This window comes from Pseudoalteromonas sp. UBA2102, assembly GCF_002331165.1.
In the GTDB taxonomy this organism is placed as follows: domain Bacteria; phylum Pseudomonadota; class Gammaproteobacteria; order Enterobacterales; family Alteromonadaceae; genus Pseudoalteromonas; species Pseudoalteromonas atlantica.
Map to the genome: position 1 here is coordinate 1 of NZ_DCYU01000147.1, position 21,764 is coordinate 21,764.

Annotated in this window: 18 protein-coding genes; 8 read left to right on the forward strand and 10 right to left on the reverse strand. The window is 40.7% G+C overall.

Going from position 1 to position 21,764, the window contains the following annotated elements:
* The first annotated feature begins 138 nt into the window (after positions 1-138).
* Positions 139-1,839, forward strand: a complete 1,701-nt coding sequence (locus tag B2R65_RS19030) for a dipeptidyl-peptidase 3 family protein (protein WP_286745329.1) — start codon at positions 139-141, stop codon at positions 1,837-1,839.
* A 44-nt stretch (positions 1,840-1,883) separates the two neighbouring features.
* Here the strand turns inward: B2R65_RS19030 and B2R65_RS19035 are convergent, their stop codons facing one another.
* The gene (locus tag B2R65_RS19035) at positions 1,884-2,288 is read right to left on the reverse strand and encodes an HIT domain-containing protein (protein WP_286745332.1); all 405 of its coding nucleotides are present in this window, start codon (positions 2,286-2,288) and stop codon (positions 1,884-1,886) included.
* A gap of 112 nt (positions 2,289-2,400) precedes the next feature.
* On the opposite strand from B2R65_RS19035, the gene B2R65_RS19040 reads away from it, so the two are divergent.
* Both B2R65_RS19040 and B2R65_RS19045 read left to right on the forward strand, forming a co-directional pair.
* Positions 2,401-4,626, forward strand: coding sequence for a S9 family peptidase (locus tag B2R65_RS19040; RefSeq protein WP_286745335.1), 2,226 nt, complete (start codon positions 2,401-2,403; stop codon positions 4,624-4,626).
* Positions 4,627-4,769: 143 nt separating this feature from the next.
* Positions 4,770-6,407 carry a methyl-accepting chemotaxis protein gene (locus B2R65_RS19045; RefSeq protein WP_286745338.1) on the forward strand — a complete coding sequence of 546 codons (1,638 nt, stop codon included), beginning with the start codon at positions 4,770-4,772 and terminating at the stop codon, positions 6,405-6,407.
* A 217-nt stretch (positions 6,408-6,624) separates the two neighbouring features.
* On the opposite strand, the gene B2R65_RS19050 is transcribed toward B2R65_RS19045, so the two are convergent.
* Both B2R65_RS19050 and dinB read right to left on the reverse strand, forming a co-directional pair.
* Entirely contained in the window at positions 6,625-8,160 is a 1,536-nt protein-coding gene (locus B2R65_RS19050) for a M17 family metallopeptidase (protein ID WP_064386332.1), read from the reverse strand.
* Between the two features lie 239 nt (positions 8,161-8,399).
* Positions 8,400-9,452, reverse strand: a complete 1,053-nt coding sequence (dinB, locus tag B2R65_RS19055) for a DNA polymerase IV (protein ID WP_024031675.1) — start codon at positions 9,450-9,452, stop codon at positions 8,400-8,402.
* Between the two features lie 473 nt (positions 9,453-9,925).
* On the opposite strand from dinB, the gene B2R65_RS19060 reads away from it, so the two are divergent.
* The 3 genes from B2R65_RS19060 to B2R65_RS19070 all read left to right on the forward strand — a co-directional run bounded on the left by B2R65_RS19060 (position 9,926) and on the right by B2R65_RS19070 (position 12,499).
* Positions 9,926-10,348, forward strand: a complete 423-nt coding sequence (locus B2R65_RS19060; RefSeq protein WP_004588512.1) for an acyl-CoA thioesterase — start codon at positions 9,926-9,928, stop codon at positions 10,346-10,348.
* A gap of 66 nt (positions 10,349-10,414) precedes the next feature.
* The gene (locus B2R65_RS19065; RefSeq protein ID WP_286745342.1) at positions 10,415-11,467 is read left to right on the forward strand and encodes an aldo/keto reductase; all 1,053 of its coding nucleotides are present in this window, start codon (positions 10,415-10,417) and stop codon (positions 11,465-11,467) included.
* A 108-nt stretch (positions 11,468-11,575) separates the two neighbouring features.
* Positions 11,576-12,499, forward strand: a complete 924-nt coding sequence (locus B2R65_RS19070) for an ABC transporter substrate-binding protein (RefSeq protein ID WP_414704511.1) — start codon at positions 11,576-11,578, stop codon at positions 12,497-12,499.
* Here B2R65_RS19070 and B2R65_RS19075 read toward each other — a convergent pair.
* The 6 genes from B2R65_RS19075 to B2R65_RS19100 form a co-directional block, all read right to left on the reverse strand.
* The gene (locus tag B2R65_RS19075) at positions 12,456-13,070 is read right to left on the reverse strand and encodes a fumarylacetoacetate hydrolase family protein (protein WP_286745345.1); all 615 of its coding nucleotides are present in this window, start codon (positions 13,068-13,070) and stop codon (positions 12,456-12,458) included. The genes B2R65_RS19070 and B2R65_RS19075 overlap by 44 nt on opposite strands.
* A gap of 15 nt (positions 13,071-13,085) precedes the next feature.
* Entirely contained in the window at positions 13,086-15,056 is a 1,971-nt protein-coding gene (locus B2R65_RS19080; protein WP_248463214.1) for an ATP-binding response regulator, read from the reverse strand.
* A 61-nt stretch (positions 15,057-15,117) separates the two neighbouring features.
* The gene (locus B2R65_RS19085; RefSeq protein WP_024031669.1) at positions 15,118-15,579 is read right to left on the reverse strand and encodes a response regulator; all 462 of its coding nucleotides are present in this window, start codon (positions 15,577-15,579) and stop codon (positions 15,118-15,120) included.
* A complete protein-coding gene (locus B2R65_RS19090) occupies positions 15,580-17,064 on the reverse strand; it encodes a sensor histidine kinase (protein WP_286745349.1) in 1,485 nt (494 codons plus the stop codon).
* A gap of 27 nt (positions 17,065-17,091) precedes the next feature.
* The gene (locus B2R65_RS19095; RefSeq protein WP_004588505.1) at positions 17,092-17,307 is read right to left on the reverse strand and encodes a hypothetical protein; all 216 of its coding nucleotides are present in this window, start codon (positions 17,305-17,307) and stop codon (positions 17,092-17,094) included.
* Between the two features lie 212 nt (positions 17,308-17,519).
* Positions 17,520-18,860: a sigma-54-dependent transcriptional regulator gene (locus B2R65_RS19100; RefSeq protein WP_024031667.1), complete on the reverse strand. Its 1,341-nt coding sequence runs from the start codon at positions 18,858-18,860 to the stop codon at positions 17,520-17,522.
* 238 nt (positions 18,861-19,098) lie between these two features.
* Between B2R65_RS19100 and B2R65_RS19105 the strand changes: the two genes are divergently transcribed.
* Both B2R65_RS19105 and B2R65_RS19110 read left to right on the forward strand, forming a co-directional pair.
* Complete coding sequence (locus B2R65_RS19105) at positions 19,099-19,617, forward strand: NUDIX hydrolase (protein WP_138684361.1); 519 nt, start codon at positions 19,099-19,101, stop codon at positions 19,615-19,617.
* A gap of 182 nt (positions 19,618-19,799) precedes the next feature.
* Positions 19,800-21,176, forward strand: coding sequence for an NAD-dependent succinate-semialdehyde dehydrogenase (locus tag B2R65_RS19110; protein WP_286745356.1), 1,377 nt, complete (start codon positions 19,800-19,802; stop codon positions 21,174-21,176).
* Positions 21,177-21,335: 159 nt separating this feature from the next.
* Here B2R65_RS19110 and B2R65_RS19115 read toward each other — a convergent pair whose 3' ends face one another.
* Positions 21,336-21,527 carry a hypothetical protein gene (locus B2R65_RS19115; protein ID WP_286745359.1) on the reverse strand — a complete coding sequence of 64 codons (192 nt, stop codon included), beginning with the start codon at positions 21,525-21,527 and terminating at the stop codon, positions 21,336-21,338.
* Between the last annotated feature and the right edge of the window lie 237 nt (positions 21,528-21,764).

Below are 21,764 nucleotides of genomic sequence, written 5' to 3' on the forward strand. Positions count from 1 at the left end.
CGCGGTACACCGCCAAACACTTGCTATTTACCATTTAGTTTTGCTTTAATGCAGTCACTATAAGGAAACGTTTGTACGCGCTAGCAATTAAATTTAAGCGTACAAATAATTAAACTTACTTTTTTAACAGGCAATCAAATGATCTTAAACAAAATTAGCCAAGCAATTTTACTCTCAGGCGTCGTTTTTCTTAGTGCATGCTCAGAGCAAGCCCCCTCTTCGACCGAAGCCACAGGTGTAGAACTTGCTCAAAAAAGTGCCGCGCAAGCTGGCCCAGATTTAATTAATATTGATAAACAACGTTTAGATATTTACACCGACTTTAGCCTAGAAGCCGACCTATCTCATTTAAGTGAGAATCAAAAAGCCATGGTTGCTAAGCTTATCGATGCCTCTAAAATTATGGACGAGCTATTTTGGAAGCAGGCTTTTGGCGATAATAAAGACGCTTTTTTAGCAAAACTAAGTGATGAAAAAGTACGTAAATTTGCTGATATTAACTACGGCCCTTGGGATCGTTTAAATGGTGACGAACCGTTTTTATCAGGTTACAAAGAAAAAGCCCTTGGCGCACAATTCTACCCAGCCGACATAACAAAAGAAGAGCTAAATAATGCCGACGTAGAAGATAAAAAAGGCCTTTACTCATTAATTAAACGTGATGAGCAAGGTAACCTTTACAGCGTGCCTTACTCAAAAGAATACGCTGAGGAGTTAGCTAAAGTAGCAGATTTGTTACGTGAAGCCAGTAAGCTTGCCGATGATAAAGAATTTGCCAATTACTTAAACCTACGTGCTGATGCACTACAAAATGATGATTTTCAGGGTTCTGACTTTGCCTGGATGGACATGAAAAATAACCCAGTTGATGTGGTTATTGGCCCAATTGAAACCTACGAAGATCAACTCTTTGGCTACCGCTCTGCTTATGAGTCGTATGTACTAATTAAAGATTTAAAATGGAGCGAGCGCCTAGCTAAATTTGCGGCCTTTTTACCAGAGCTTCAAAAAGGTTTACCGGTAGATGCTAAATATAAGCAAGAAGTGCCAGGTTCAGACGCTGACTTAAATGCTTACGATGTGGTTTACTATGCAGGTCACTCAAATGCGGGCAGTAAAACTATTGCCATTAACTTACCAAACGATGAGCAAGTACAGCTTGAAAAAGGCACTCGTCGCCTGCAGCTTAAAAACGCAATGCGTGCAAAATTTGATAAAATTTTAGTGCCAATTGCTGAGCAGTTAATTGTACCTGAGCAACGTAAGCATATTACCTTTAACGCCTTTTTTGCCAATACCATGTTTCACGAAGTGGCTCATGGCCTAGGAATTAAAAACACCATTACAAATAAAGGCACTGTGCGCCAATCATTACAAGAGCATGCAAGTGCACTTGAAGAAGGTAAAGCCGATATTTTAGGTTTATACATGGTTGAGCAGTTACTTAAAAAAGGCGAAATTACCGAAGGCACACTAGAAGATTACTACACCACCTTTATGGCGGGTATATTCCGCTCAGTACGTTTTGGTGCATCAAGCGCACATGGTAAAGCCAACATGATCCGCTTTAACTTTTTTGCTCAAGAAGGCGCTTTTTCTAAAAATGAAGAGGGTTTATACCGTGTAAATATGGAAAAAATGGGCGTGGCTATGGCTAAGCTGTCGCGCTTAATTTTAACATTACAAGGTGACGGCGATTACGAAAAAGTAGATCAACTAATTGCCACTCATGGCGATATTAAAGAAGAGCTTGCTAAAGACCTAGAAAAACTAAGCCAAGCAAATATTCCGGTTGATGTAACCTTTAAACAAGGCAAAGACGTGTTAGGCCTTAACTAACCCAACACGTAATACTTTGTAATAGTTTAATAAAGCGCTGTAGCTTATAGCTGCAGCGCTTTTTTTAGCGCTATTATTTGCTCATCTGTGTATGGTTTTGCAGGAAACTTACCCCACACCGGTGCAGGCCACGCAGCATCAGTTGTAAAACGTGCAATATGATGAATATGCAATTGCGGCACCATATTACCTAAAGCGGCCACGTTTAATTTATCAGGGCTAAACACTTGCATAATAAGTTTGCTGAGTTTGGCCGACTCTTTTAAATATACAACTTGATCGGCATCAGATAAATCGATGATCTCTTTTAAATTAGGTTTTCTGGGTACCAATACAAACCAAGGATATTGGCTGTCGTTAAGCAATAGCACCTTACATAAAGGCCAATCTGCCAGTTCTATACAATCGCGCTTAAGCTCTGGGGCGAGTTCAAAAGTGTGGTTCGTCATCGTCACATCCTAGTTAGTCTTTAATAATGGCCACTTTATAGCATTTATTTGCAGTTGCACACGCTTAGCTTTACCATTTAATACAATATTTATAATAAGCTAAGGCAACCTTGTGCTAAAAAAAATAAAACACTTAACCCTCGCACTACCGCTAGCTGTTGGCGCACTAAGCTTACAAGCAAAACCATTATCGCTAGAGCGTATTTTTGATGATCCGAGCTTGTCGGGTAAAGCTCCCGTACAACTTAAGTTTTCACCAGACGGTAGCCGCGTAACTTACCTGCAAGGTAAAACCGATGACTACAACCGTTATGATTTATGGGAATACAACTTAAAAGATAACACCAACAGAATACTGGTTGATTCTGCAAAGCTATTTTCAGGCCCAGAAAACCTCTCTGATGAGGAAAAAGCACGCCGCGAACGCCAACGTATTTTTGGTAAAGGTATTTTAGAGTACAAATGGTCTAAAGACGGCAAAGCCCTGTTATTCCCACTCAATGGTGACCTGTATTATTACGAGCTTGCATCTGGTAAAAGTAAAAAACTTACCAATACAGAAGCGTTTGAAACCGATGCCCGTTTTTCTCCTAAAGGTAACTATGTATCGTTTATTCGCGAGCAAAACCTTTACGCTTTAGCACTTGATTCAGGTAAAGAAATACAACTGAGCAAAGATGGCGGCGGCGTTATTAAAAACGGCATGGCCGAATTTGTAGCACAAGAAGAAATGAGCCGGATGACTGGCTACTGGTGGGCTGGCGATGAATCTAAAATTGCATTCACTCGCGTAGATGAAACCCCAGTAAAAGAAGCTATCCGTAACGAAATTTATGCAGACGAAGTAAAGCTATTTAATCAACGTTACCCATTTACAGGCACCGACAACGTTGAAATACAACTTGGCGTTGTGTCTTTAAATAATCAAAACGTTGACTGGGTTGATTTAGGCGACGATAAAGACATTTACATTGCGCGTGCTAAATGGCTAAAAGACAGCACAACCCTTTCGTATCAATGGCAAAACCGCTCACAACATAAGTTAGAACTACGTTTTTACAATAGCGATACTAAAACGCAAAAAGTAGCGCTAACAGAAAACAGCGATACGTGGATCAATTTAAACTTTGATCTGCATTTCTTAAAAGACAAAAAGCATTTTGTATGGGCTTCTGAGCGCGATGGTTTTAAACACCTTTATTTGTACCGCACTAACGGCCAGCTAATTCGACAAATCACCTCTGGCGATTGGGTTGTTGATAGCTTAAAAGGCGTAGATGAGAAAAAAGGCATAGTGTACTTTGCAGGACGTAAAGACACCCCGCTTGAAAGCCATTTATACAGCGCACCACTGTTTAAAAAAGGCAATATTAAGCGCATCACCGAACAAGGCCAATACCACAAAGTGGTAATGGCTAAAGACAGCAAAACGTTTATTGATAATAGCTCATCGGTAAACAAGCCTAACTCGGCGGCTCTTCGTAAAGTAAATGGCGAATTTATCACATGGCTTGAACAAAATAAGCTTGATGATAGCCACCCATTAACACCTTATTTAAGTGATTTAGCAACTCCAGAGTACGGCACAATTAAAGCAGAAGATGGCCAAGTAATGCATTACCGCTTGTTTAAACCAAGTAATATTGCAGACGGTAAAAAGCACCCAGTAATTGTTAATGTATACGGCGGCCCACATGCACAACGCGTTACAAATAGCTGGCGCAGCAAAAACTTGTACTTTCAATACATGGCGCAACAAGGCTATGTTATTTTTCAGCTCGATAACCGAGGCTCTTACAACCGTGGTAAAAAGTTTGAAGACGCTATTTACAAGCACTTAGGTGTTGTAGAAGTAGCAGATCAAATTAAAGGCGTTGAGTTTTTACGCACGCTTGATTACGTAGACCCACAACGCATTGGTATTTATGGCCACAGTTATGGCGGATACATGGCCCTAATGACCATGTTTAAAGCGGGCGATTACTTTCAAGCCGGTGTTTCAGGTGCACCAGTTACTGACTGGGCACTTTACGACACCCATTACACTGAGCGCTACCTTGGTCATCCAAAAACCAATGCAAAAGGCTACGAAGACAGCGCCGTATTCCCATACGCTGATGGCTTAAAAGGCCCATTAATGATTTACCATGGCATGGCCGATGACAACGTGTTGTTTACCCACGCCACTAAATTATTTAAACAACTACAAGATAACGAAAAACAGTTTGAAATGATGACCTACCCAGGCTCAAAACACAGCTTACGCGGTAAACAGGTGCAAACACATTTACACCAAACCATCACAAACTTCTTTAATCGACATTTTGATGTTAAATAATCATATGACGACTAAATAGACTAAAGGCTGATTGAAAAATCAGCCTTTTTTTTGTCTTAATAAGTTAGTGAGCCTAGATTAAACGCTTTTTTTAGCTACGCTTATTCTATGCGCTAAGGCGTACACTAATTGAGGACAAATTAATGCTTAACCTACGTAGTTTCAGTATTTTCCAGCGTTTTTTACTGTTAATAGCCATTGTTGTATTTGGCTTAATAGTACTTAGTATATCTAGCTTAACTCATCAATATAGCTCACTCAAAAACGAGCAATATCTAAAAACCCAAAATGTAGTAGAAACGGCATACAGTGTTATTGAGCATTACCACCAGCTTGAACAAAACAATACACTCACACAAGCGCAGGCTCAATCACAAGCACTGGCCGCTATAAAAGCGCTGCGCTATGACAAAACAAATTACTTTTGGGTAAACAACTACCAGCCCAAAATGGTAATGCACCCAATAAAGCATGGGCTTAACGGTAAAGACTTAAGTAATAATAAAGACCCCGATGGCAAAGCACTTTTTGTAGAAATGGTGAACATTGTAAAACAACAAAAAGAAGGCTTTATTCCTTATAAATGGCCAAAACCAGGAAAAGATCAGCCGGTAGATAAAGTCGCATTTGTAAAAGGCTTTAGCCCGTGGCAATGGATTATTGGCTCAGGCGTATACCTAGATTCAATAGATGAAGCATTTAGCGAGCAGCGTAATCTCATCATAATTAGCGCTTTAGTTATGATTATTGCTGTCATTTTATTAAGTTACTTTATTGGTAAGAGTATACTCACGCCTACTCGTCTTGCCGCAGACATGATGAAAAACATATCGCAAGGTGAAGGTGACTTAACGCGTACGCTAAACGAATCGGGCAATGATGAAATATCTGAGCTGTCACGCTCTTTTAATTTATTTGTTTTAAAAATGCGCGAGTCGTTAGTACATGTATCGCACAGTGCTGATGATGTAAGCAAACACGCTCACACGGTGGATGAGTCAAGTAGAACAAGCCACTCCTTCATTGAACTACAAAACGACAGCTCCACACAGGTAGCTGCCGCCATGGAGCAAATGACGCACCAAATTCATGATGTGAGTCGTAATGCCGAAGCCGCTGAACAAGCAGCCAATGATGCAGCGCACAATGCCTCAACCGGTAAAAACGTGGTAGCGAATACCATTACCGCCATAGAAACACTCTCAAGTAATATAGAGACAGTGAGCCAAGTAACTGAAGATTTAGCAAACGAAAGTAACAATATAGGCTCTGTGCTTGATGTGATCAGAAGTATATCGGAGCAAACAAACTTACTTGCACTCAACGCTGCTATAGAAGCGGCTCGTGCAGGCGAGCACGGCAGAGGGTTTGCAGTTGTTGCCGATGAAGTGCGCACATTAGCCAGCAGAACCGGGCAAAGCACAGATGAAATTCAAGCCATGATCACTAAATTACAAGAAGGCGCTAAAGCGGCTGTAGAGGCGGTAAAATCAAGCCAAGCACTGTCGGTGACGACGGTAGAGCAGGTTTCATCTGCCGATACATCGCTCAATGAAATAGAAAGGCTGGTATCTATAATTACCGACATGAACAGCCAAATAGCCCGTGCCACCGAGCAGCAAACACAAGCTGCTGACGAGGTTAATTTACGTATTAACGAGCTATCTCAATCAACCGAGCAATCACTAAATAATACAAAGCAACTTACCGATGCCAGCGATAACCTCAAACAAAGTAGCCAAGGGCTTTCAAGTGTGGTTAATCGCTTTAAATTAAAATAATTTAAAAAAAAGCCCTGAATTAACAGGGCTTTTTATTACATAAGCGTTTTTAGCTTATACCATTTCGCATAATTAAGTGATCTATTTTTAGGATGGAAAAACGTGTTGATGGCTAGGCAAAAAATTTGCTATTTAGTTGTTCTAAATGAGAATTTTTTAACACAGATAGCGACACGTTTAGCCCCGAAAAATGATTAAGTATTATTGCGGATTGGTATTACATACAGTAGCGCGCAAATAAGCTGGTTACTGATGCTGCGGTTGGCTTGCCGTGCTGCCAATCACCGCCTTCAACACCACTACCAGCAATGTCCATATGTACATAAGGAAGCGGCTGCTCAGAGTCGTTACCGTGTTTATCAAGCCCACCAACAACGGCTAAAAACGCCATAGGGAATTGATGCCCACGGGCTGTAACAGCAGAGGCCGCATTATTGCTTGATAAAACATCATCAGCGAGGGTACGCGGTTTGATAAAGTCGTAATCTTCACGGCGAGAGCGAGAAACCTCTGCTGCATCTGCCCATAAATCACCACAATCCGCTATTTGACGAGAGATATTAGCGCTACGTGCAGGTCCGTTTTCAACATATGCTCCGTAAGGGCCCATAGCACGTGCCGCATGGCCTGTAAGGGTTGCCACGGTGAACAGTGTTGGGTTAACTTCACCTTTAGCTACATCTTTCATTTCGCTAAGTAGGTCACCCATAGCTAAACGCCCTTCTGCATCGGTGTTACCAATGCGTACACGTACGCCTTCACGGCTAGTGATAATTTCATCTGGTACAAAACAATCTGAGCCAATTGAATTACGAACCACAGCTAAGTAAGAAATAACTTTAACGCCTTTAGGTTGGTAATCTGCCACGGCTTTCATAAAGCCCGCAACGGATGCAGCCCCGCCTTTATCGCGGCTCATACCCGCCATGTAACCGCCTACTTTTAAATCGGCGCCGCCGGTATCGTAAACTAATCCTTTACCAACAAACATTAGCGTGCGCGTTACTTCACCTTCTGGCACGTATTCTAGCTTAACAACACGTGGGTGGTGGCGCTCAACCGCATAAGATGCGCGAGCAACGGTACTAAGCATAGGGTAGTTTTTATCTATCGTGTTAATATCGTCAATCACATCAACCGCTACTTTAGAGCCTTTAAAAAGCTCAACACAGTAATCGGCAAAGCGTGGTGGCGCCATACGTTCAGGCTCAGTACCGCATAAATCACGTGCTGCATATTGCCCTGCTGCAATTGCATTTACAGCTTTAACTGTTTGCTCATTTGCATCTATTAAACCTATTTGCGTAATAGGTTCAATGCTTTCGCCGTGGTATTCGCGCGCCTCTAAAGGCTGCCATAATGCTTGGCATGCGCCTAAATACGCCACTTCTAACGCATGCTGGTAACGCGCATCTGTATGTAATTTAGGTAAGTAAATAGCAGGGTTTACACTGCCCGCGGCTTTTGCTTCGTTAATCGCTAGTTTAGCGGCATCAAAGTAGCGCCTTACATCATCGTAATCGCGGTTAAGCGGCCCAGTAGGTGCTAAAACAACGCGTACATTATCAACCACTAAAAACGTAACTTGTTTACCAATACGAGAATCTACTTTAGCGTGTGATTCGATAGCATCACTTAATGAGTTATTGGCTAATTGAGAAAAGTCATCACTAATTATAATAAGTGCATCGTGAGAAAATGAGTCAAAGCTTGCACTAAGTGATTGTGCAGCTATCGCTTGAGGATATGCCATAAGTAAAACTCCTGTTAGAAAACATAAGGGGCTATTATCGTTGATATAAAAACACAAAACCAGCCAACTGCGATCAGCTCATTTTAATCTGGCAACTTGGTTTTACAGCTAACTAAAGTGACTCCATATTTTAAGAAGAAATTAACAACCACTATATAGTTTTTAGTAAAGGTAGCCGCTGCTTGCTCCACGTTTAAATTACTTTGCTAAAGCACTCTAAATTGCAAAAAAGCGTGTAGTTAATCAAGAATACTCAGTTGCAAATTTAAATTAGGTTCATTTTTAACACCCACTCCGATACCTAATAAACGCACTGGTTGCTGCATACCCCGTTGATACGCCTTAGAGAGTAATTCAGTAAAAATAGCGGTATTTAATTGATGATGGGCTTGATCCGCTGAGGTAACAACAAAGTTTGCAAACTTCACTTTTACACTTAGCTTATTAATACGATTTTGTAGCTGTTGCTTATTAAGGCGCGCTGTTAGCTCTTCCAGTAATTTAGGTAACTGATCTAAACATTCTTGTAAGCTATTTTTATTGTATTCATAGGTGTGTTCAACACTAAGGGATTTACGCACTCGCTCAGTGGTTACTTTACCAATATATTCGCCAGCACATTTTTGATAAAGCGATACACCAAAATTCCCCACGTGCTGCTGCATCCAATTAACGCCTTTCTCGCGAACGTCTTTACCTGTGTATAACCCCTTTAAATTAAGCTTTTCGAGGGTTACTTTGCCCACACCAGGGATTTTACCTAGCGGTAAATTATTTAAAAACGCATCAACTTCATCCGGTAAAACCACAAATTGGCCATTGGGTTTATTTTCGTCACTGGCTATTTTGGCAATAAACTTAATGGGGGCAACTCCGGCAGAGGCAGTAAGGCCGGTATCGTTATAAATATCTGCTCTAATTTGCTGAGCAATAAGCGTTGCGCTGCCTTTGCATGCGGTGCTGTTGGTTACATCTAGGTAAGCTTCATCAAGCGACAGCGGCTCTATTTGATCGGTGTAGCGTTTAAATACAGCGCGTATTTGGTTAGAAATTTCTTTATAAACCGCCATGCGCCCAGGCACAATAACTAAATCGGGACATAATTGCTTAGCGTGGTAGTTAGACATAGCCGAGCGAACACCATATTCGCGCGCTATATAATTTGCTGTAGAGAGCACGCCACGACGGCTATTGCCACCAATCGCTAAAGGCACACTGGCAAGTTTGGGGTTATCGCGCATTTCAACCGCTGCATAAAAGCAGTCCATGTCGATATGAATAAACTTTTTCATTACCACATAACAACTGTTTATTTATACAGCCATTATTAAGGATTCACTTTCATTAAGCAAGTCCATTAAAGCCTGTTTAACTTGCTAAAGTTAAAGCGCGACTAGGTGTAGCGCGTTAAACCGTGCAAACTTTAAACAGCTTTTTTAAAACGGCTGCTTAAAGCGCTTTGATTTTTTAAAGCAATGTAGCCAAAAAACAAACTCCAATAAAAACCCCGCAGCTAAAAGCATTATGCCGCCGGAGGCATTACCCATTGCATAGCAAGCAAAAGACGCTATAAAAACTAAACTGGCTAAAGCCCAATTAATTATATTTTGCATGTGTGTTCTCGTGTGTGTTGTCTGTGTTATTTAACTGTAGTCCTAAAAATAAATAGGTACAATCATCTTATAAAAAAACATGGCATTTATTGTCTTGAGCTACAAACACCATATTGATAACCTCATTCATTTAAAACTAAGAGTACACATACATGCAAAGGTTCAAAGATCAGCACCCTATTCATACCGATATCACCGTAGCATGGGCCGATATGGACGCCCTACAACATGTTAACAACGTGGTGTACTTGCGTTATTTTGAAATTGCGCGTATCGATTTTCTAAATAAAATAAATCAGTTTGATACGATAAAACCAGGTGGAATAGGCCCGGTCATTAGTGAAAACAATATTCGCTATAAACGTCCAGTGACCTTCCCTGATACCTTAACCGTAGGTATTACTATTTCAGATATAAAAAGCGACCGTTTTATGATGAATTACTCTGTATTTAGCCATGCTCAGCAAGCTATTACTACCACAGGCTATTCTCAAGTCGTTATGTTTGACTTTAAAACAGGACAAAAAGCGGCGATTTCAGAGCCATTATTATCGGCACTACACCAATTCGCTTAAGTAGGTTTATTGCGAATTGATATTAATTATCCACTCTCAAGATCTTACATAATTTAAGGATTTTAAATGCAATACAGTCCGTTAGGCAGCAGCGGTGTTGATGTTTCTAGAGTATGCTTAGGCAGCATGACTTGGGGTAAACAAAATACCCAACAAGACGCCGATGAGCAAATAGCTTATGCCTTGGCACAAGGCGTTAATTTTATAGATACTGCCGAAATGTATGCCGTTCCTCCTTCACCAGAGACCTACGGTAAAACAGAACAAATTATAGGTAACTGGCTAAGTCGCAATGCGCAAAAGCGCAGTGATATTGTATTGGCGAGCAAAATTGCAGGCAATGGCTTGTCGTGGGTACGAGATGGCGGCGATATAACACGCAGCGCTGTCATTGAGGCCGTAGATAACTCGCTTAAACGCCTACAAACCGACTACATAGATTTATACCAATTGCATTGGCCTAATCGCTCTACCCCACATTTTGGCAGGCAGTGGCCAGGTAAACTCACTTTTAGTGACGTAGATTCTGAGCACCAACAGGCGGGTATGCTTGATATTTTAGAGGGCCTTAATGAGTGTGTTAAAGCCGGGAAAATAAAATATTGTGGCCTTTCAGATGACACCCCATGGGGCATTAGCCAATTTCTAAATTTAGCAAAAGCGCATAACTTACCGCGTATGGTGTCTATTCAGAACGAGTTTAGCCTAGCGCACGCTAAAGATTGGCCCTACTTAATTGAGCAGTGTATCCATGAAGACATTGCTTATTTACCTTGGTCGCCGCTTGCTGCTGGCCTGCTAACGGGTAAATACCTAAACGGTGCACGCCCAGCGGGCTCGCGTTGGACATTTATGCAGCGCAATGGCATTTTTAGAGATACCCCTAACGCGCAAAAAGCCACGCAGCGTTATGTAGAGCTTGCACACGCAAGCGGCATAACTCCAGCCCAATTGGCACTTGCTTGGTGTAATCAAGTCGATGGCGTTACCTCATCAATTATTGGTGCGACCAGCATGGCCCAATTAAAAGAAGACATTGACGCTTTTAGCATAACTTTAAGCGACGACACGCTAACTGAAATTGGCACTATTTTTAAAGATTACCCGCAGCCATATTAAACCAAAATAATAGGCAGTTTTTTTACTGCCTTTTTCTCTCTTACATTTGAACATATACAAAGTAAAACTATACTAAAGTTACCTTAAAATGATTGTTTTTAGTGAGTTATGCTTAGAAATGTAATTTTATTCTTTGGTGTACTAGGTGGTTTAATGCGTTACGGGTACGCTGACAATACTCACCCAATTGAAGAAATTGTATGGTTACAAAGTTACACGCCCCCGTTTCATATGGATAAAGATTCGCATGCGCCGCAAGGCGGTATTTGTGACAACCTCACCGAGCAACTAATTAACAGTATTGATGATGTAAAACATACGCGACTAATCGTGCCGCAAGAGCGAATTAATAAGCACTTAAATGAAGGCGATAATGTATGTTTTCCGTGTGTTATTCATAAAAAAACAGCCAATGGGGTGTTACAGTTTTCTACCCCCACCACGGTTTACCCGCCTTTTTCGGTTTTAACCACTCAAAAACTTGCTCCAGAAATACACGCTAAGCATGGCAGCCCTATTAAACTTATTCATTTATTGTCAGACGAGCAATATGTATATGGTCAAGCCGCGGCGCGCAAGTTTACTTCAAAAATTAATAAAATAATCGAAAACACCACGGTGTATCATAAAGCATCGCTAAGCTGGAGCAGCGAAAATGAAAGCCAAGCTGTTATTGCTCGCTTAAGTCGCGGCTTTTTAGATTACACAATAGACTACCCGTTTATGGGGGATTATTTTGTCAATCACAGTAAATTTAAAAATATAGTCAGTTTGCCAATTGAAGAAGACCCCAGAGAGTTTGTTTTAGGGGCTATAGGGTGTGCAGTAAGAGCACCGAATGATTTTGCTTCCAAGGCGCTTAATAAAATAAATAAAGCACTACATAAGCAGGTATTACAATCGCCTGCTTATATAAATAGTCAGCGTTTTTGGTTAGAGCAAAGTTTTCCGCAGTTTACTAAGCATTACCAACAGCAAATACTTAATCCTATTGCGCCTGCCAGCTCTGCGATAACAAGCACGTCGAATTAGCATACAAGCTTACTGTAAATACGCTGTTTGCAGGCACTTCCCCTACGCCTGCAGGCGTCCCTGTCATTATTACATCGCCATTTTCTAAGTGCATAAACTCGTTAATTTCACTTAAAATATCTTTAGGCTTATGTATCATAAATTGCGTATCGCCTTGTTGAATAACGTTATCGTTAATTTTAAGCTCAAACGTAAACGCCTGCTCAGCATCCGCTATAGCTACAAAGGGCGTTAATAATACCGAGCCGTTAAACGCCTTGGCGCGCTCCCACGGTAACCCTTTATTTTTAAGCTTACTTTGCACGGTACGTTTAGTTAAATCCAACCCTAAACCTACGCCTGCCAACTCATTATTTTTAATAACAAAACACAGCTCGGTTTCATAATGCAGTGTGTCGTTATTGTGCGTAGCAAATAAAGTAGACGAAAGCGCACAGTTCGGTTTATTAAACAATACCATTTGATCTGGTAGCTCATTATTAAGCTCAGCAATATGCGCGGTGTAATTACGCCCAACGCATACTACTTTAGAGGGCGTTAATATCTCACTTTCTAGTTTTATCGACTGCATAAAATAACTTCTAAATTACGAGCTGATCAAGGTTTCTAATAAGCTCAGGTTAATCGGTTTCAAAAGTACATGATTAATATTTAAATCTTTGATCTGCTTAGGATCGGGCTCTGCACCACTAACAATCACTAAGCTTAAGTCAGGGTAACGTTCGTTAATTTGTTTACCTAAATCTACACCACGCCCGTCAGGTAAGTGCATATCGAGCAATACCTTATTAAATTGTTGGTCATGATTGAGGGTTTGTAAACACTGTGCACACGTTGAGGTAATAACGGTTTCTACCCCTAAACTTTCTAGCAACAACTGCGTAATTTGCGCTGCATCTTGGTCGTCCTCAACCAATAAAAAGCGCTGTTTTTTCTCTATTACAGCTTTGTCGCTGTGAATGTTTTTAGCTTGAGGCGCATGCTCTGGCGATACTAAGTAATCTTGTAAGCATTGATACAAAGAAGAGCTATCAACGGGCTTTGGTATTACATCGTTAAAGCCAAGGGCTGCAAGTTCTTCATGTATGCCTTTCATAGTGGCGGCAGTAAGCGCAATAATTGGGCCTGTATAGCCCATTTTTCTAAGCTCTATTGTCGCTTCTTTACCACCCATTACGGGCATATGTATATCAATAAAAATAATATCATAAGGCGAGCGATACGCCTCGGCAATTCTAACTTTTTCAAGCGCTTGCTGGCCATGTTCGGCGTAGTCTACGCGCGCACCACATGTGCTAATCATATGGCCAACTAACATGCGTAAATCGCGTAAATCATCAACCACTAATACGCGGCCGGTCACTTTGCATGGCGCTGATTTTGTCTGTAATTGCGAGCCACTACTAAAGTTTAATACTTGGCGTTCTACTTCACTTATATCACCTGGGTACACTGAAATAGTAAAGGTAGAGCCTTCGCCCATTCTAGAGGTTAAATCAATACTGCCGTGCATACGCGCTAATAGCTCGGCACAAATCGCAAGGCCTAAGCCTGCTCCGCCAACAGAGCGCGATTCTACATCGGCTATTTGCTCAAAGGGTTTAAAAATTAATGCTTGTTTTTCAGGGGCAATCCCCATGCCTGAGTCTTTAATACTAAAAAATAGCATTTCTTTCTCATCGACCCACTCAGTCCAGGCACTAACCACTATTTCGCCCTTTTCAGTAAATTTAACCGCATTATTGATTAAGTTAATAAGTATTTGGCGTACGCGGGTGGCATCTACTCTCACAATAAGAGGTAAGGGCTGTAGAGACTCAAAGCGAAGCTTTAAACCTTTATCAAGCACAGATACACGCATTAAAGTGTAAACATCAGCCAGCATGCTATCTAAGTTTACTTCACTTAAGGTGAGCTCTAATTTGTCGGCAGCAATTTTAGATAAATCGAGCACATCGTTTAACAAACTTAGCAAGTGCTTACCGTTTCGGTAAATAACCCCTAGTTCGTTTTCGGCCTGTTTGCTAAAGTCGCTTTGTAGCAGTAACTCTGTGTAACCTAATATAGATGAAAGCGGGGTACGTAATTCGTGGCTTAAGTGGGCTAAAAATCTGTCTTTTGAGCGGTTCTCTGCTTCGGCTTTTAAACGCTCTACTCGCTCGCCTTCAACATCTTTACGCGCTAAAGCATAACGTATAGCGCGAGCAAACCGGCTCGAACTCATTTCTGTTTTTATAAGGTAATCTACCGCGCCGGCATCAAGTGCTGCAGAGTCTAATTCATCATTAGATTGCCCCGTAAGCATAATAATTGGCCCGCTAAACCCATTAGCAATGGCCTTTTTTAATACACTTAGCCCATTTGAGGCGCCTAATCGATAATCAAGCAAACAAATATCGTGATCGTTTTTACTTAAAATGCTTATTGCTTGTTCAGGAGAGCTTATCCATTCTATGTCAAATGTATGTGAATCTAACTGATCTAAGTAGTCGCAAGTGAGAATGTAATCATCTTCATCGTCTTCTACTAAAAGTAAGCGAGTCACTTTATCTAACATACTACCTCCTTTTAATTGCATTTAATAAGCCCCTAATTAGGGGCTTAATGTTGCTACTTATTTAGTCGTTAAACGTTGTCGGCAGCTCTACAAATTCTACCCAGTATTTTCCTAGGGTTTTCATTAAATCAACCAAGCCATCAAACGTTACCGGTTTAGTAATATAAGAGGCCGCTCCTAAGTTATAGCCTTTAACCATGTCTTCTTCTTGCTTAGAGGTGGTTAAAATAACAACCGGTATGCCTTTAAGGTTTGGGTTTGCCTTAATGGCCTCAAGTGCTTCACGGCCATCCATACGTGGCATATTTAAATCAAGCAAAATCAACCCTGGGCGTGGCGATGAATTTTTATCTTCAAACTTACCCTTGCGCTCTAAGTACTCTAATAATTCAACCCCATCTTCCACAAAATGCAGCTCGTTTAATACACGGCTTTCGGCTAGCGCATCTTGCGTGAGTAGGCGATCATCCTCGTCATCATCTGCCATTAATATTGTAATAGGTTTCACTTTTGAATACGGCATCTAAGCCTCTCCTTGAAGTGTGAAAAGCGTTGTTTCCACAGGTAATTTTATTATGAAGGTTGCCCCTTCACCGTCTTTACTATGAGCGGTAATTATCCCACCATGCCGCTCAACTATACGCCTACAAACTGAAAGCCCAATCCCTGTGCCTTTATATTCCGAACGCCCATGCAGGCGCTGAAATGGTACAAATATTTTATCAGCATACTCTTGTGAGAAACCAATACCATTATCTTTTATGGTAATAAGTTGCCAACCCACTTTTTCGTTATGCTCTTCACTAAACTCGTCTTTATGCTCGTACATTACGCTTATGTGTGGCTCAACACCTGGCTTTCTAAACTTAACAGCGTTAGACAGTAAGTTTAAAAACAACTGCTGCATTTGGCTTTTATCGGCTTGAATAACCGGTAGTTCGCCCACCTCTACGTGCGCATTGCTTTCTTTAATGGCAACCTCTAAATCACTTAAAATGTCGTTAACTACGCCTTTTAAGTCAGTGTCATCAAAGTCTTTACCTCGGGTTGTTACCCGCGAAAACTCTAGCAAGTCGTTAATAAGGTTAGACATACGTTGCGCTGCATTTTTCATACGGCCTATGTAATCTATGCCTTTTTCGCCCAGCTCATCTTTAAACATGGTTTCTAGGCGGTCACTAAATGCTTGAATTTTTCGTAGTGGTTCTTGTAAGTCATGGCTGGCAACAAACGCAAACTCTTCAAGCTCACGGTTTGAGCGGCTAAGCTCATCTGAATATAAGGTCAGCTCTTGCGTGCGCTCAGACACTTTAGTTGCAAGTGTTTCGTTTTGTCTTTCAAGCTCCTCACGGTATCTAGCCGCGTTTCTTAAATTTAGGCGTGTTAATAAAAACATACCTATTATTAAAAGCGCACTGGTAACCGCTGTAATAGCAAAGGTGATTTTTGCTTCATTTTTTATTTGTGCCAGCTTAGAAAAATGGCTCACCTTAAACAGTAATTCTCGGTCTTGAATATCATTAACTTTAACGCGAATATCTTTGTACAGCTCTCGCCCTCTGTGCGTATTTAATACATATAACGCACGGCGCTCTTTGTCATTAGTAGCCAACTTAACCGTTTGTTTAAGCTCTTTAATTTTAGCTTCTGTTAACACTAATAGCTCAGCAATTCGCTCAGCTTGGCCATCAATTTCAGAGTGTAGAGACTTTACATGCTCCATTTGCGATTCTATTTGCCCTATCGCATCGTAATAAGGCATTAAGTAGTCTTCTTCTTCGGTGAGTAAGTAGCCGCGCTGGCCAGACTCTGCCTGCACAATTGATAAGTGAAGACGCTCAATGGCATCGGCTAATAAGCTGGTGTTATCCAAGCTTTTTTGCGTTTGCGTTAATCCCTGAATAGTACTTAATGCCAAAACTGCATTGCCAACAACAATACACAGTACTATTGCGATAAAAGCGGCCCACGTTATATTCGTTTTACCCTGCTGCTTTTGCTTACTCATTATGTGTAAATACCTAATTTTAAATGACTACTTATTATTAAAATCAGTAATGTTTTGCAAGCTTTCGCTACATTGCTGACAGTTTGAAATTATTTTATCGAGTGCTGCTAACGCTTTATCTTTTGGCATATCGTTTTCTAATACCAGTTTAATGAGCTCTGCATTCATAGAAATTCTATTCAGTGGAGCTCTCGCATCATGTACCAATTTATTTAGCGTATTAACTTCTTTTTCATCACTCATATTACTTCCTATACTTATTCAACCTGAACTCTGGTTAAGAGACTTACTAAAATATTAAATTATAGTGATAACCAAATTCTTTTCTCTAGGCAGAGATTTTCAATGAAAACAAGCCGAATTTACGCGTCAATAGCTGGCCTATTGCAAGCAAATTAAACGCAGTTAACGTTGAAAATAGCTGCTAGAGATAGGTTTATTATTCAGAGTTTAGGTTATTTATATTCTCCAATTCCGCCGTATGCGTTTAATCGGTTATACAATGTTTTTGTACTGATCCCTAGCATTTGCGCAGCTAGCGTTTTATTACCTTGCACCTTATCTAGCGTGGCGTGGATTAACTCTTTTTCGACTTCTTCAATGGTTTGCCCTGCCGAAACATGGTTGTCGGCCACTTGCGTATTTACACGCGAAAACGGCGACTCTAAGTTATCCGGAAGTGTAATTTCGCTCGATTGTGGGTCGCTCATAATAAAGGCGCGATGGATAGCGTGGCGAAGTTCACGCACATTGCCTGGCCACTCGTATTGCTGTAGTTCTTTTAGCTGCTCGTTGTGCCAATAAAACGAAGTGCCATTTTCATCATTAAGTTGCTCTAAAAAGGCTTTCGCAAGCAGTGGAATATCTTCTTTTCGCTCTCGCAGCGCAGGTATATCAATGGGGAAAACCGCAAGCCTAAAGTAAATATCTTCACGAATAATATTATTTTGCGCTAAGTCGGTCAGCGAACGGTTAGTCGCAGAAATAACGCGGCAGTTTATAGGCAGTTCACGATTGCCGCCTACACGTGTTACTTTTTTAGTTTCAAGTACACGCAGTAAGTTTGGCTGCATATCTATAGGCATTTCGGTTACTTCATCTAAAAATAACGTACCGCCATCTGCTTGCTCAAACACCCCTTCTTTACGGGCAATTGCACCTGTAAAAGCCCCTTTTTCATGGCCAAATAACTCACTACCTATTAACTCTTTAGACAAAGCACCACAGTTGCTCGCCACTAAAGGGCCTTCGCATTGGCTTGCGTTATGAATTGCTTGGGCGACCACTTCTTTACCGGCACCGCTTTCCCCCATTAGCATCACGTTAGCATTGGTTTTAGCTACGCGCTCTATCATGGTGTAAAGCTTTTGCATTGGCTCTGATTCACCAATTAAGCTATTAAAATGGCGAGTAATAGCCGGAACTTTAGCTTTTTTAGCTGTTTTTTTAGGGCCGTTTAATACCAGCTCTAGGTCTTCGCGTTGCAACGGCTTTAATAAATGCCCAACATCTTGCTCACACATGTCTGCCAAAATCCCTTTTACTGAAGGGTGGCCAGAAATAAGCGTCACTTTTGGAGACTGCCCAATCATTTTTAAATGATCGAGTAAATGAAGACCACTGCCATCTGGCAGCATAAAATCGAGTAATACGTGATCAAAGGTATTATTTTCAAACCATTGATGTGCTTCTTTTAAGCTAGTTGCAGTACAAATGTTGTGCCCGAGGAATTCGACAATGTGGCAAACAACGTCACTAAATTCAACGTCATCATCGACTAAAAGTATGTTTAACATGATAAATCCCTATGCTTTTCTTCTTATTCTACGCACCCTATTTTGCAAATAAAAGGGGCTACTAGAATCTCTTAAAAATGATTAAACTATTGAGTCTTTTAACGTTTAATTTTAACAACCGAGTATGTACGTAAACTTAAGCCATACCGATCATAATTTTTAAAAATAATTAGAATTATTTTTACTACTCGCCTAAGTATACCAGCTGATATAATTTTGCTTTTAAAAAGGAGACAAAATGCAATTATTAAAAACAATGGTCCACCCTGGCATAAATTTAAACCAAGGCACTCAATTTACCCGCCGCACAGGCCGCGCCATTGTGATTAAAGATGCACACATTTTATTAATGTATACCAATCGCTACGAAGACTACAGTTTACCCGGCGGCGGTGTAGATGAAGGTGAAACCCTAGAGCAAGGGTTAATAAGAGAGCTTAGCGAGGAAACTGGCGCGCAAAATATACAGGTTATTAAACCTTTTGGGTTATACGAAGAGTACCGCCCTTGGTACAAAGACGACTTTGATATTATACATATACAGTCGTATTGCTATTTATGCGATACAGACAAAGAGCTTGGCAAAGCAAAGCTTGAACATTACGAGCAACAAAATGGTATGACGCCTAAATGGGTCAATATATACGACGCCATTGCACACAACGAGCGCACAATGAGCCTTAGTGAAAAACAAGGGCTGTCTATCATTCGTGAAACTTACCTACTAAAACAAATAGCACAGCAACTATTTAACTAAGGCTGTAAAATTTGCATAAAGCAGTATTTTTTACTGCTTGCTCATCACTCGCTTTTTATTTACATCCCACAATTAAATTTAAAGCGACTAATATTCAATAACTTAAGCTCTATTTTACTTTATAAAACAAACTGGCTTTGTGTTTGCACCCTTACTGATAACTAATTTGTAAGGAGATAAAAATGAGTAACACAGTTAAAACAATCAACCCCGCAACTGAACAAACCATTGATACCTACACGCTGCTTTCTCAAGAGGAAGCTGAGCAAGTAGTCGAAAAATCTCACGAAACATATTTAAAATGGCGCCAAACCTCATTTACCGAGCGTGCTAAGTTTTTAAATAAACTAGCCTCTTTATTTGAAGATCAAAAAGAAGCCATTGCTAAGCTAATGACCGAAGAAATGGGTAAAGTGTACGAGCAAGGTTTTCAAGAAATTGAACTGTGCGCTGGTATTTGTCGTTACACAGCCGAAAACGGCCCACAAGTACTAGGCGATGAAGAGCGCGATATGGATGGCGGCCGCGCTATTGTTAGCTACCAACCAACGGGCGTTTTATTAGGTATTCAGCCTTGGAACTTCCCGCTTTACCAAGTAATTCGTTACAGTGCAGCTAACATTATGGCCGGTAACACCACCGTACTTAAACATGCCGGTAATGTATTTGGTATGGCAGAGAAAATCGATACCCTGTTTAAACAAGCGGGCTTCCCTGAATATTGCTTTAGCAACTTACTTATTGATGGCAAAACTGCCAGCGCGCTTATTTCACACAAAGCAATCAGCGGCGTAACATTTACAGGCAGTGACGCTACCGGTAAAAAAGTAGCTGAAGAAGCAGGTAAATACGTTAAAAAAACAGTGCTTGAGCTTGGCAGTAACGATGCCTACTTAGTACTTGATGATGCAGATTTAGACCTTGCTGTTGAAACCTGTGTTACAGGGCGCATGATCAACAACGGCGAAACCTGTGTATCGGCAAAACGCTTTGTGGTTGTAGAATCACTATATGATGACTTTAAAGAAAAAATTAAAGCGCAATTTGAAGCATTAAAAATGGGCGACCCAATGGCCGAAGATACCGATTTAGGCCCAATGGCTCGTGAAGATTTACGTGATAAAATTCACGACCAAGTAATGCAATCTGTTGAAGCAGGTGCAAATGTAGTAACAGGCGGCGAAGTACCATCGCAAACAGGTTACTACTACCCACCGACTATTCTTGATAATTTATCGCCGGGCATGCCAGCATACGATGACGAATTATTTGGCCCTGTAGCCTCGCTCATAAAAGCAAAAGACAACGACGATGCAATGCGTATCGCCAACGACTCTCGCTATGGTTTAGGCGGTGGTATTTTCTCTAAAGATGAGAAAAAAGCCATTGAACTGGCTAAAAAGCACTTTGATACCGGTATGATCAACATTAACGGTTACGGCCTTGCCCAACCCAACCTACCGTTTGGTGGTGTTAAAGAAAGTGGTTACGGCCGAGAGCACGGCGGCTTTGGTATGCGCGAATTTGTGAATATCAAATGTATTATGATCAATAGCTAATTTAGCTATACCTGAGATACACGTATTAAAAGAATATTTATACGTGTTTTAAAAAATATTATTAAGCCTAAAGGTGAGCAATCACTTTTAGGCTTTTTTATGGGTATAGCTACTAAGTGTAATGCGTTTAAAGGCTATATTTTTCTTAAAAATTCACACCTAAAACTTCACTTCCCAATTTAGCTTATTTAGTAAAAGCCCAAGCATGTTGATTAAAATTGTGATTTCAGATTGCTCGATAAGCTCTGTAAAACTTAGCGCTAAGATTTGATATATAGAAGCTGGTACTGAACCTAAAGATTTGATGGGTAAACTTAAAATGACAGACAATAATGAGCGAGAATCGGTCATTGAGGCTGGCTAAACATCGTCGTTAATAGATTGGTTAAACTGCTCTTTGCGCATATATTCATGAAGATGAGCGACGAGCGCATATTGTTCTATTTATCTTTTCTTTAAAGTTTCAGAAAACTTAGTGATAGTAATACCTTAGGTTATTTGTTAAAACTATATCATGCAGAGAAATGAGCGTAGCGTCGGCAGAAATATGCGCGATGAGCGCACTATTAAATTGTTGAACTAAGCCGC

Coding starts and splice junctions, on each gene's coding strand:
- B2R65_RS19105 (WP_138684361.1), top strand. CDS start 19,099: ATGCAATTATTAAAAACAATGGTCCACCCTGGCATAAATTTAAACCAA.
- B2R65_RS19045 (WP_286745338.1), top strand. CDS start 4,770: ATGCTTAACCTACGTAGTTTCAGTATTTTCCAGCGTTTTTTACTGTTA.
- B2R65_RS19110 (WP_286745356.1), top strand. CDS start 19,800: ATGAGTAACACAGTTAAAACAATCAACCCCGCAACTGAACAAACCATT.
- B2R65_RS19060 (WP_004588512.1), top strand. CDS start 9,926: ATGCAAAGGTTCAAAGATCAGCACCCTATTCATACCGATATCACCGTA.
- B2R65_RS19030 (WP_286745329.1), top strand. CDS start 139: ATGATCTTAAACAAAATTAGCCAAGCAATTTTACTCTCAGGCGTCGTT.
- B2R65_RS19075 (WP_286745345.1), bottom strand. CDS start 13,070: ATGCAGTCGATAAAACTAGAAAGTGAGATATTAACGCCCTCTAAAGTA.
- B2R65_RS19090 (WP_286745349.1), bottom strand. CDS start 17,064: ATGAGTAAGCAAAAGCAGCAGGGTAAAACGAATATAACGTGGGCCGCT.
- B2R65_RS19035 (WP_286745332.1), bottom strand. CDS start 2,288: ATGACGAACCACACTTTTGAACTCGCCCCAGAGCTTAAGCGCGATTGT.
- B2R65_RS19070 (WP_414704511.1), top strand. CDS start 11,576: ATGCTTAGAAATGTAATTTTATTCTTTGGTGTACTAGGTGGTTTAATG.
- dinB (WP_024031675.1), bottom strand. CDS start 9,452: ATGAAAAAGTTTATTCATATCGACATGGACTGCTTTTATGCAGCGGTT.
- B2R65_RS19115 (WP_286745359.1), bottom strand. CDS start 21,527: ATGACCGATTCTCGCTCATTATTGTCTGTCATTTTAAGTTTACCCATC.
- B2R65_RS19050 (WP_064386332.1), bottom strand. CDS start 8,160: ATGGCATATCCTCAAGCGATAGCTGCACAATCACTTAGTGCAAGCTTT.
- B2R65_RS19080 (WP_248463214.1), bottom strand. CDS start 15,056: ATGTTAGATAAAGTGACTCGCTTACTTTTAGTAGAAGACGATGAAGAT.
- B2R65_RS19065 (WP_286745342.1), top strand. CDS start 10,415: ATGCAATACAGTCCGTTAGGCAGCAGCGGTGTTGATGTTTCTAGAGTA.
- B2R65_RS19100 (WP_024031667.1), bottom strand. CDS start 18,860: ATGTTAAACATACTTTTAGTCGATGATGACGTTGAATTTAGTGACGTT.
- B2R65_RS19085 (WP_024031669.1), bottom strand. CDS start 15,579: ATGCCGTATTCAAAAGTGAAACCTATTACAATATTAATGGCAGATGAT.
- B2R65_RS19095 (WP_004588505.1), bottom strand. CDS start 17,307: ATGAGTGATGAAAAAGAAGTTAATACGCTAAATAAATTGGTACATGAT.